An 11,399-nucleotide genomic window follows, 5' to 3' on the forward strand; every position below is an offset into this window, starting at 1 on the left:
GGCGTTGATTATGATGGCGCTTTTTGCTGATTCTTCCAGATTCGTAATATCTTTTCGCCTTTTATTATTCAAATAATTCGCCACATTTTCATGAACATTCAAAACGATTCGTGAAATCTTTTTCTTATTTACAGTCGTCATGAGAGTCCGCATGACTTCGATGGCCATACTTTCCGCGGTTTTCACCTGACCTGTCCCCCGACATGATGGACAATCTTCATACATGCTTCTTCGTAGCGAAGGTCTGATTCTCTGCCGTGTCATTTCAATCAGGCCGAAGGGGCTGATTCGGAGAACTTTGGTCCGGGCGCGGTCTCGTTTGACGAGTTCATTTAATCTGCGTTCAACAGAGCGTCGATGTTTCTCTTCCCGCATGTCGATAAAGTCAATCACAATCACTCCGCCCAGGTCCCGGAGTCTGATCTGGCGACTGATTTCTTCTGCCGCTTTCATATTTACTTTGAATGCGGTTTTTTCTGCATTGTCATCCGCACGATAATTACCACTATTGACATCAATGGCGACCAGGGCTTCGGTCTGGTCAATGACGATTGATCCTCCGCCTTTCATGGGGACATGTCGATTTTGAATGCTGCAGATTTCGTCATCGAGGTTACTGTTATAAAAAATCGGATCGTTGCCGGTATAATGTTTAATCCGATTGACGTGCTTGGGAAGCACGACTTTCATGAAGTCTCTGGCGCGTTGATATGCAGTCGCTTCGTCAATGTAAAGTGTATCGATTTCGCTATTATAGATATCACGAATCGTACGAATCATCATATCGCTTTCCGAGTAAATCTCTACGGGGGCGGGCAACTTTTTGATGCGGCCTACGATTGTTCCCCAGAGGCGGAGTAGATAATTTAAATCTCGCTTGAGATCTTCTGCAGACCGATCTATCCCCGCGGTCCGAACAATGAACCCAAGTCCGGGAGGCGGTGCCAATACTGTGAGGATGGCTCGTAATTGTCGTCGGACATCTTCATCCGTAATTTTACGACTGATGCCTACTCGCTGCAGCCCGGGCATAATTACCAGATAGCGTCCGGGAATACTGATATAGGTCGACAGCGTAGGGCCTTTGTTTCCGAGCCCTTCCTTGATGACCTGTACCAGGACTTCACTGCCTCGTTTCAGTATTTCCTGGATGGGAGGTTTATTGGCAACACTCCTCTCATTCACACGGCGCCCTTTTGGGTTTCTTCCCTGTGATGGTTTCCCATTTTTATCCTCTTTTTCATTGAGGTGTTTGTAGTATTGGTGTTCGATATCACTGACATGCAGGAAGCCATTGCGGCCGACACCAAAATCAACGAAAGCAGCTTGAATACTGGGCTCAATATTGACCACTTTTCCCTTGTAGATATTACCTACCAGGTTTTCGAGGCTGTTTCGTTCTACATAAAGTTCTTCCAGAATGCCATCTTCTACAATGGCGATTCGACTCTCCTCCGGTTGGAGGACATTAATCAGCATTTCCTTTTTCATGGAATACCCTTTGTCGTGTTACACGACGAATCATGTATTCCTCATCTGTCGCTGGGGTGACGGACTTCCTATGTACATCCATCGGATGATTTTCATAGTAGTGTCAGTCAGTAGTCTGCTGTCTGGATGGATCATCCAGGGACAGACCGATCTCTTTAAGTGTGTTGTGTTTCTTCGAATTGAAGCGGCACAAACATAATCAAAGAGTGTTTCCTTGATGCGACTCATGAGTCGAACCAGTTCCTGATTAATGTCTCGAAGGAAATCTGATCCCATTGGGGCTGGTTTTACTCTGATTTCATCATTGGCAGTTTCAAAGGTAACGTGGTGCAATTCATAATGCGGCACGTCAATGTAATGAAACTGATGTGAAAAACAGACCGTCCTAACAGGTTCGGGGATCCCTTGTTGACTCTGAAATTGCGGAATAAAAGCTGCAGCGGTTCGCCATAAATCGGCCTGAGCCAATTTATGAACTGGTTGTTTTAATTTTGCAGGCATTTTATTCATGCTGTTACCGTTGTGAACAGTTAGAAAGTAGAAAGGTTGAACCTGGTGCATACGATAGACTCGTTATGCTTGCTAGGTTCCCGGTACTTTTCCACGTTCTAATCACGGGTGATCGATTTCAGTGCCAGGAAATGATTTTTCAATACATTTCGTCTTGATTGAATTAGTTCTTACTCGATCCACTCGCCGCCGAGGCAATATGGATGGCAGTTGATTTGTTTCAGTTCTAAATGAATGGAGTCAACTACAAAATGTAAACGTTGAATTGTGACGATTAATACAAACTTGAATCATCTATACTAATCAGGTGATTGATATGTACTGGCTGCCTGAAGGTTTCTAACGCTCTGCTCAGTCACAGAGGCATTTCTTCATCAAACAGGTCAGGACATATTTTATACAGTTCTCCTCGTAAATAACTTTCTACATCACGGGCAACATCGATCGTCATCGCATGTGCGGTGATCTCCTCAGCCCGTTCTATTGTCAGATGTCTGATGACTTCTTTTACTTCCGGAATTGCCAGTGGTGTCGCGCTGACCTGTCGAATTCCCATGCCGACCAATAAGGGGATTGACTTCAGGTCAGAACTCATTTGCCCACAGACTGTGACCGGGATATTTTTCTTATCCGCTGCCTGCACAACCATTTTAATGAGTCTTAAAATCGAAGGATCTGATGAGTTATACAAAGATGAAACCGCAGGATCAGACCGATCGACGGCTAGAGTATACTGAATTAGATCATTTGTCCCAATGGAGAAAAAGTCAACTTCCTCAGCAAATTCTTCAGCCAGAATTGCAGCGGCGGGGACTTCTACCATCATTCCAATGGGGATATTGGGGTTGAAATCCACTCCTCGCTCTTCGAGGTCTTCCAGGACGTCGCCTACGATCATTTTGGCCTGGCGCCATTCTAAGAGTGTGGAAATGAGCGGGAACATAATGCGGACGTCACCGTGGACGGCAGCGCGAAAGATTGCCCGGAGCTGAGTTTTGAATAAAGGCAAGTCGCGCAGGCTGAGTCGAACACTCCGCAGGCCCAGTGCCGGGTTCATGCCCTCTTTGGCTAAATACCTGTAACCTCTGGGAATTTTATCTGCTCCCAGATCAAGTGTTCGGATCACGATTGGTCTATTTTGGGCGGCTTTCACGACGCTGCAGTAAGCATCGTAGTGAACTTGTTCAGTAGGTTCTGTGTTCGATTGAAGATAAAGAAATTCGGTGCGGTACAGGCCAATTCCATCCGCACCACGTTCCGTACAATGTTCGACTTCATTGGGAAACTCAATATTACCCATTACATGAATTCGAATACTGTCTTTTGTTTCAGAACGGATTTTTCGCCGGGATGCTAACCGGGCTGCCATAGATCGTTGACGCTCACCGGTATCGCGGTACTTTTCGAGAGTTTCTTCATCCGGGTCGATGATGACTTCGCCGTTATTGCCATCTACAATGACCGTTTCGCCACCAGAGATATCAGAGAGAAACTCGCCTAGACCCACCACGGCTGGAATTTCGAGTGCCCCGGCAAGAATGGCTGTATGACTGGTTCGACCACCCACTTCTGTTGCAAATCCCAGCACGAATTCTTTGGCGAGGCTGGCTGTTTCGCTGGGAGTTAGGTTGTTGGCTAGAACAATAATGGGTGTCGTCAGATTAGAGAGTTCTTCCCTTTTTTCGCCGAGCAGCTGTTTGAGCAGTCTTTTTTCCAGATCGATAATATCACTGGCACGTTCTGCGAGATAATTATCGCCGAGATGTTGGACGAGTTTCGTGTAGCGTCGAAAAACTCGACTGGATGCGTGTTCGGGCGAGTAACACTTTTCACGAATTAAGGTTTCAATCTCGTCTTTCAGTCGTGGTGAGCTGACCATTTGTAAGTGAGCTGCGAAGATGGCCCCGTATTGTACGCCCAGTTTGTCAGAGGCTAGCCGTTCATTTACGGCGATTTCTTCGCAGACCGCATCCATGGCTGTCCTGAGACGTGAGATTTCTGTCTCGATTGCATTCACACTGACAAATTGTCGCGGAATACGAAAGTCCTCGGTCCCCAGAATGAGCGCGGGGCCGAAATTCACTCCCGGTGAGACTGCAATTCCACGTTTAACAAGCATTCAATTAGAGCCTAGTAGGGCGCTTTCTAACAGACAGGGAACTGGTGGGACACCACTCAGTCGGAGGATACGGGGGTTATTTAGATGGATCAGTCGATTTCTTCGAATTTTTGATATCCTGATTCAAAAAACTGAACGATTTCTTCCATGAGCTTACTGGCATCATCTCCATTTGCTTCCAAAGCAAGTTCGGTTCCAGGCAAAGCCTTGAGTTCCAGCAAGTCATAGACTTCTTTGGCATCTCCTGCGAGATTCCCATTTTTAATTTTAAAATCGCATTTATAGAGCCGGGCGATTCTGACAATTTCAGAAATGGGGCGAAGGTGAAGCCCTTGCTTCATTTTAACAATGACAATCTGGCGGCAAACAGATTCTTGCATGGTACTATCGATAACTACTCAAGCAACCTGAAAATCAAACCATGTCTCATTCAGGAATGATGACATTTTCAGTAAGATCTCGTAATTACCCCTTTCCTCTTTGTTCAACCAGCAATGGGCCCGAGCGAAGCACATCTTCCAAATTTCAGAATAAATGTCCGGCTTTGGGACCAACTGTAATCTGAATTCGCCCCGTTTCTTCCTAACTGTGATGCCTCGCTACTCAGTCTAGCTGGTTACTGTCAGCTTCGTTGAGTAATTCAACAATATCTTCAATATTTTTAGAATGGCGGAGAAACTTACAGAAGTTTTGATTCCTCAGGTGGCGGGAAATATTTTCCAGCCCTCGTAAGTGATCTCCTGGACGATCCAGAGGTGAAATCAGTAAAAATAGTATAAAGACATCCTCACCATCCAGACTGGCGAAGTCGACTCCCTCGGGAGCAAGCGCAACCGCGGCAGTCAGGTTTTCAACAGAGGAATGTTTGGTATGCGGGACGGCAACGCCGTTTCCTATCCCGGTAGAGCCAAGTTCCTCCCGTTTTAGTATCGCAGAGACAATACCTTCCTCATCTTCTGCTGAGATACTGCCTGCATTTTTAAGACTTGCGACCATGGTGCGAATCGCTTCTTCTTTGGTCGTTACATTCAATTCCGGAATAATGGCTTCCGAAACCACGAAGTCTGTTAACTTCATGTATTCTTTCCTTCTAACTACATCTGCAAAAAAATCAGTCTCTGCGTTAATGACGCAAGACGTTATTGTAAATCGTTACAGCCTGGGAATACTCAATCAGAGGTGAATCTTTCCAGGCTGATCACACGGCGTTTCTCTTAAAGACAGTCTCTTCGTCACGCTGAAAAAAGCGTTGCTGACGATTCAGGAATTATTCCGATTCAGATTCAGATTCCGATTCCGCAATTTGATTTTCTACGATTTCATTCAGCGGAAGATCTCGACGGTGATCCTGAATTTTTTCCTTATATTTTTTGATTTGATGTTCCATTTTACTCAATGCGGATTGAAAGTTTGGTTTAACTTCATCCCCATCTGCATGGGCCACAAAATTATGCTTATGTTCTGCGTCAACGAGAATTTCGACTCGATTCTGGTTTTGACCCTGATCGATCGTTACTTGAATTGCAGTTACCCGCTCGAAGTATTTCAATAACTTCTCGGACTTTCCAGTAATATAATCACGAAGACCATCTGAAACACTACCATGACGACAAGTAATCGCAACTTGCACTGACGACTCTCCTGCTTAAAAAACATCGGGGTTGTGTACTTACGTATCTATTTTTGAGTTCAGCAATAGACGATGCTAACAGATTCTATCTGGCCAGGTCCAGCAATACCAGTCACTAATTCTCAAGCTTCAAGTTCAAAAATCCGGTCCTTTGCATCCCAAATTTGATTAGATATGATCTCATACAGGGAGATTAGATCACCATCTGTCCCTGTAATGAGGTTTGAGGGCTGATTTCAACATTCAGTTCATGCGCAGCCAATCCAGTCGTAGATCTGTTTGATTAGGCAAGTTGAGCCTTGTTTTTGGTGATTCATGTCGGTTTTGCTCCGGGAAAAAGCGAAAGTAATCCGATTTTCTCTGGTTTCCCCTGTGTCGGGTATGCCAATATAAATGTAAGCTGTTAAGAACAGTTATGGGGGAATCAGTCCTCAAATTAACTTTTGGCTGATTCTGAATCATATCCTTGCAGAGTCGAGAGGTAAAAAAGTAGCAATGCCTACTTATGTTTATGAGGTAATTACCCCGGATGGGACTCCGGGCGAACGTTTTGAAGTCATACAGAAAATGAGCGATCCCATATTGACCGAACATCCCGAAACGGGTGAAGCGGTAAAAAAAGTCATCACGGCCGCTTATTTTTCCGGCAAATGGTCTGACGCCCAGGCAAAGCGGACGTTAAATGATGACAAGCGTCTGGGAGAACTTGGATTCACAAAATATGTCAAATCATCAAAAGGGACTTATGAAAAAAGGGCCGGGGATGGTCCTGATATGATCTCGGCAGACTGAATGTCGAAGATATATTTCAAGATCATTGAATATTGCTGTTTGCGAAATCGGATCGACTATTGCCTGAGAGTTTGGTCAGTTGAGGGAGACTAATTTGAAATGAAACTACGAACCAATTTTTTTGTTTTGATCTTGATACTGATATGCGGTCTCGTTTCGGAACGTTGGGCCGCGGCACAAACGAAATCGGATCAGAAGAAAACAACATATTCAAACACACAATGTGAGGGAGTTTATCCCCATCATTTACAAGGTGTTTGCATTGACGGGCAGGGTAATATTTTTTGGAGTTTTACAACCGAACTGGTAAAGACCAATGTTTCTGGCAAGGTTCTATTGAAAATTCCGGTGGGAAATCATCATGGAGATCTCTGCTATCAGGATGGTAAAGTCTTTGTAGCTGTCAACTTTGGTGCATTCAATAATCCAGAGGGAAAGTCAGATTCCTGGGTATATGTGTATGATGCGAAAAAACTTTTATTGATTGCCAAGCATCAGACCCCCGAAGTGATTTATGGTGCAGGGGGAATTGCCTCTCATCAGGGTAAGTTCATAGTAGTGGGTGGTCTTCCAAAAGGGATTAATGAGAACTATCTCTATGAATATGACGTGAACTTCAAGTTTGTTAAAAAACATGTTTTGAAAAGCGGGCACACTCATCTGGGAATTCAAACGGCCACTTTTGCAGACAATCAATGGTGGTTTGGCTGTTATGGCACGGAACTTCTCAAAGCAGATGCCAACTTTAAGTTCATCGGCAAGCATCACATCGATTGCAGTTTGGGAGTAGAGCGGGTGACTGACAAGCTGCTTTTGGTAGCAAGTGGCGCGAGGGACAAAAAAAAGATGAATTCCGGCCGTATCTTTCTAGCTGATCCGAATGAAAAACAGGGTTTTATTATTCGCAAGTAATGCGACTCGTTCAGGAATTCAATGGAACGGAATCAATCTGTCTTAAACGATCAGTTATTTCCGCCCCCTGATTGCAGGTTTGAAGCCGCCAGTCCAAACAGAGCACCTTCGAGCAGATGGCGTTCAATAAAGGCTCCAATTGCTTCAGACTTCGTATATTGTAAGATGACATAATCCCCGGGTTGTATGAGAACGCGTTGACTGGGGTGACGAACTGCCTCGTACAAATCGACTTTGATAGGCAACTGTGTTCCGTTGGGAAGTTGCCTGAGAATAATGGCATTGCTGGCACTGATCGTGACATCCTGATTCAATGCAGAGGGGCCTCCGGTCGATTTGCCGCCCCCTCCGGTTCCTGCCGCCTGTGCAATTGAAATTGCCCCCAGGATATCCAGATCATAATCGCGAGGCAGCGTGTATTGTCCGCCACCCAATAAACCGCCGGTATAGAAAATTTCTGTATCGCGTGACTCAATAAATACCACATCGCCATCATGCAGGATGATCTCTTGGGGTGTCAGATGAACCTGTTCTCCCGGGCTCAAACGAATGGGAATTTTGATAATTCCCGATCTTTGCATTGTGGAATCATTATTGATGGTCGGAGTCATAGCGTCACCGTAGAACGTTCCACCGTCGCTTGAATAGAGTGGTTGACCAACCTGAAACGAAGGATCTATCTGACCTCCGTTGGAATTTGGAATTGGCGTATACGAATCGGAAACCTGTCGAATTTTTTGAGGTGAATTGGAATTCCGAGACGAGGTTGAGCCAGTATGAACGGGTTGCGGGCAGATCGAATGATTCAACTTATGTGCGGCGCCTCGAATAATGTAGATCGAGTTTTCTGCATCCAGCCCTGGTAGTCCGCCTGTTTCAGCCAGGGCATGCAGGACATCGTTGCTGTAGGCGGGCAGGTTGACAACGCGGCCTGTGCCCCGTTTGGATCTTCCGATATTTAGAACGCCGCCGCCACCGCCAACAACATCATTAGCGTTTTCCTGACGAATCACCAGGATACGGTAAGAGCGTGGTCGCTGAAGACTGATCAGAATTCGGTCACGTCCTACTTTTAAGATACCCTTTTCAGTTGTATATTTGCTTCGGATTGTTTCTTCGAGCTGATTGAGTGTCAGGCCTCTGGCAAACACGTTGCCGATCAGCGGAAGCGAAATGGTTCCATCTTCACGGATGGGAATCGGATAGCCGAGAGAGGGTGCTACTTCCTGTGTCTGAGGGAAATGCACCGGGGGTACTTCTCTAAATTGCCCCAATACACCTTCGATGTAAACTCCCAGTACGTCTCCGGAATCTAGCAGGTAGTGAGTTGGCGCCGGTTGTCTCAAGAGTGAAAGATCGATGGTTTCTTTTCCAGAACGCACTTCAGCCTTGTATTCAGACGGAATGTACTGCGCAGGAACTCCTTTAATCGGGTGAATGGCAGCACATCCATTCAAGATCACCGTCAAGAACAGCGCGCAGAGAATATGCCACATGCTTTCAGGCATTGATAAGGAAGGTTTCTGCATTCTGATCGAACCTTTTAATTCGATAATCATGTTCTTGAATTGTTGCATCATTCTGTTGTCTGGATCCTTTGGTTTAGATCCGCAGTTAAAAACATGCTGTCTCCGACACTAATCACACTGATTAATATCTGTTTCCATAAACTCGACCATCGGGAATACGCAGCAGGCGATGGGCTGCGCCTGATTGCTCTAAAGATCTGTGATGGTTTGTTTGCGTCTGACTATTGGGCAGTGGTGTATAAGGATACGACTGTAATGAGTACGGATTGGGTGGAGGGTCATCATTAATATATGCTGGTGGCTCAGAGTGCTGTGTTTCCGGACGGTGTCTGTTGGTCGCAGGGACAGGCAGCGGGAGTCGAACCGGAGGCTTGGGGGCCACTAACGGTGGGGCCACTAATGGTTGCGGGTTGTGAATTTGTTGTCGAGGCAATGCCGGGCGAATCTGCTGTTGCTGTAACACCGGTGTTTTCTGCGTGCGTTCAGAATTGCTGCGTTGCGGAATTGGTTGTGAGTGTTGTTCCCGTTGATGTCCTGGTGCCGGCGGTAAAATTCTTCCGGGTGCTGGTGGAGTATGTTGCGAGCCGCTCAGTGGTGCAGGCAAAATGTGATTCTGATTGGCGTCCGCTTCGGTAGAAAAATGCTGATCGTTCGTGTTTTCACCCCAGTAACCCGACTGAGATTGATCCCAGCCTGCCAGGGAATAGGGAGTTGCAATTTCGTTATAGTCGTATCGTCCATCGGCCAGCGCGTGTTCAGCCCCGAGTTTGTAACCCGTGAACCATTGCTGGCTTTCGAGATAACCGACAGGAGTTCGATAATGGGCGGCCCAATACTCTTCTGGTGGAACCGGTGGAACTTCTCCCGAATCTCCTAAGGCGATATCAATGTAGGCTTGCTGATATCCATCGCGGAAGGCCTTGGATGGTTTCTCTTTGCAGTTACAAGCGAGTGTCTTCAATGACTGTTTGGCGCATTTTTTAGCAGCGTGTTTGACCACTAACTTATCAAGATCGGTTTGATAACCGTCCAATGAGCGATAAGGATGCGGAGAACATTTATCTTGATGAAATAGGAAGCATTTTTTTACACGGCTAGAGATGGGAGAATACGTTTCTTCGTAACTACACTCAGTGCTGGCACAGCCCGTGAGTACATACAGAATTGGGATGAGAACAGCGCAAGGCAGAAATCGGAATTCTGTGATCAACGAAAAAAGTTGATTAAAGTTGTTTGAAATTTTGGAGTCCACTATTTAGCCACCATGCGCAGATTGATTGTTAATCCATACGCTGGTTTTATCGGACTCGTCTAATACCGCTGTGTAAGGTTTTTCCTGTCTTACTGATTATAAGGGGGCGTAAGACAGATATAATCGTTTGATATTCAAGAATCGGATCAATCGGCATAATTCGCAAAGCCAGACTGGTTTGCCTGTTTTAACAGCTGTGGGAATATCGAGAGAAATTCAGGATGAAAGTGGCGGGATTTGCTGGTTTTGGGCCGGGGAAAACTATTCCGCTAGAAAGTAGTCTTTTAAGAGCCTGAAAACTCGATTCGCGCGTTGTTGGAACAGGGTTGGTTTCTTGACCCATCCCAGGGGAGAAATGGTAATGCTGATTTCTACGAGGGGTGTCGAGGCCCGACTCGTGGTCGTTGCAGATGTATTTTTAGAAACAGAGCCAAATTCTATTTCCACTTGAACTGGCTGTCGGTCCTCTGTTTTTCCCCAGAAAGGGAGTAAGCCTGATTTACCAAGTCGCAATACGGCCCGATTTGCCCTCACCTCTGTCAGGTGAGCACCATTGTCATTTACGAAGCCGCCCAGTTTATAAACAATAATGTCTGATGAGATGCAAGCATTGAAAGGCTGTTCAAAATTCATTGTATCAACGGTCGTCTCTTCTGAAGAAGTGAGTGAGGGGACAATTCCAGTCTGTATTTGTTGATTGGTCAACGAACAGACCCGGTTTCTGCCAGTTTCTTTTGCATTATATAAGGCTTTGTCAGCGCGGCGAAACAAACTTTCCACGGAGTCTCCCGCTTCGACTTCAGCAACTCCGAAAGAGGCTGTCAGTGGTGTTTGATTCAAGCTTTCCATATTCAGGTTACAAAGCGCCAGTCTTAAGCGTTCCGCTTTTTTTACCGCATGTTCCAAATCGGTCTCTGGGCAGATAATCACAAATTCTTCCCCGCCGTAACGACCAACCAGTTCTCCCGAGTAGGTTTCATGCTGAAATAACCGTGCCAGTTCGATCAGAACATCATCACCAATGGAATGTCCTAAAGTATCATTAATGTTTTTAAAGTGATCGGCATCAATAAACATAATACTTAATGGAGCAGGGTTTTGTTCTTTATTTCATCTTCTTCCATTGGGCGTATCAACTGAGGAGTCACCGAAATCAATAATTCA

At 45.7% G+C, this 11,399-nt stretch carries 9 protein-coding genes and 1 pseudogene; 2 read left to right on the forward strand and 8 right to left on the reverse strand.

What is annotated here, in order from left to right:
• From Q0668_RS02670 to raiA, 5 genes are all read right to left on the reverse strand, one after another.
• Nucleotides 1–1,491, reverse strand: a 1,491-nt coding sequence (locus Q0668_RS02670; protein WP_298859668.1) for an Rne/Rng family ribonuclease, incomplete at its 3' end; no start/stop codon positions are given.
• Nucleotides 1,492–2,356: 865 nt separating this feature from the next.
• On the reverse strand, nt 2,357–4,120 hold the full coding sequence (gene ptsP, locus Q0668_RS02675) for a phosphoenolpyruvate--protein phosphotransferase (RefSeq protein WP_298859669.1): 1,764 nt from the start codon (nt 4,118–4,120) through the stop codon (nt 2,357–2,359).
• 89 nt (nt 4,121–4,209) lie between these two features.
• Nucleotides 4,210–4,500, reverse strand: a complete 291-nt coding sequence (locus Q0668_RS02680; RefSeq protein ID WP_298859670.1) for an HPr family phosphocarrier protein — start codon at nt 4,498–4,500, stop codon at nt 4,210–4,212.
• 223 nt (nt 4,501–4,723) lie between these two features.
• Entirely contained in the window at nt 4,724–5,197 is a 474-nt protein-coding gene (locus tag Q0668_RS02685) for a PTS sugar transporter subunit IIA (RefSeq protein ID WP_298859671.1), read from the reverse strand.
• Between the two features lie 190 nt (nt 5,198–5,387).
• Complete coding sequence (gene raiA / locus Q0668_RS02690) at nt 5,388–5,750, reverse strand: ribosome-associated translation inhibitor RaiA (RefSeq protein ID WP_298859672.1); 363 nt, start codon at nt 5,748–5,750, stop codon at nt 5,388–5,390.
• A gap of 495 nt (nt 5,751–6,245) precedes the next feature.
• On the opposite strand from raiA, the gene Q0668_RS02695 reads away from it, so the two are divergent.
• On the forward strand, nt 6,246–6,542 hold the full coding sequence (locus Q0668_RS02695; RefSeq protein WP_298859673.1) for an FmdB family transcriptional regulator: 297 nt from the start codon (nt 6,246–6,248) through the stop codon (nt 6,540–6,542).
• Between the two features lie 99 nt (nt 6,543–6,641).
• Nucleotides 6,642–7,454 (forward strand): hypothetical protein, encoded by an 813-nt coding sequence (locus Q0668_RS02700; protein ID WP_298859674.1) that lies wholly within the window; start codon nt 6,642–6,644, stop codon nt 7,452–7,454.
• 50 nt (nt 7,455–7,504) lie between these two features.
• Here the strand turns inward: Q0668_RS02700 and Q0668_RS02705 are convergent, their stop codons facing one another.
• From Q0668_RS02705 to Q0668_RS02715, 3 genes and pseudogenes are all read right to left on the reverse strand, one after another.
• Nucleotides 7,505–9,034, reverse strand: a complete 1,530-nt coding sequence (locus tag Q0668_RS02705) for a polysaccharide biosynthesis/export family protein (protein WP_298859675.1) — start codon at nt 9,032–9,034, stop codon at nt 7,505–7,507.
• Nucleotides 9,035–9,104: 70 nt separating this feature from the next.
• Nucleotides 9,105–10,235, reverse strand: a complete 1,131-nt coding sequence (locus Q0668_RS02710) for a hypothetical protein (RefSeq protein WP_298859676.1) — start codon at nt 10,233–10,235, stop codon at nt 9,105–9,107.
• A gap of 261 nt (nt 10,236–10,496) precedes the next feature.
• A pseudogene (locus Q0668_RS02715) lies at nt 10,497–11,324 on the reverse strand (GGDEF domain-containing protein); the annotation flags it as partial.
• Between the last annotated feature and the right edge of the window lie 75 nt (nt 11,325–11,399).

Origin of the sequence: uncultured Gimesia sp. (assembly GCF_937910335.1) — a bacterium.
In the GTDB taxonomy this organism is placed as follows: domain Bacteria; phylum Planctomycetota; class Planctomycetia; order Planctomycetales; family Planctomycetaceae; genus Gimesia.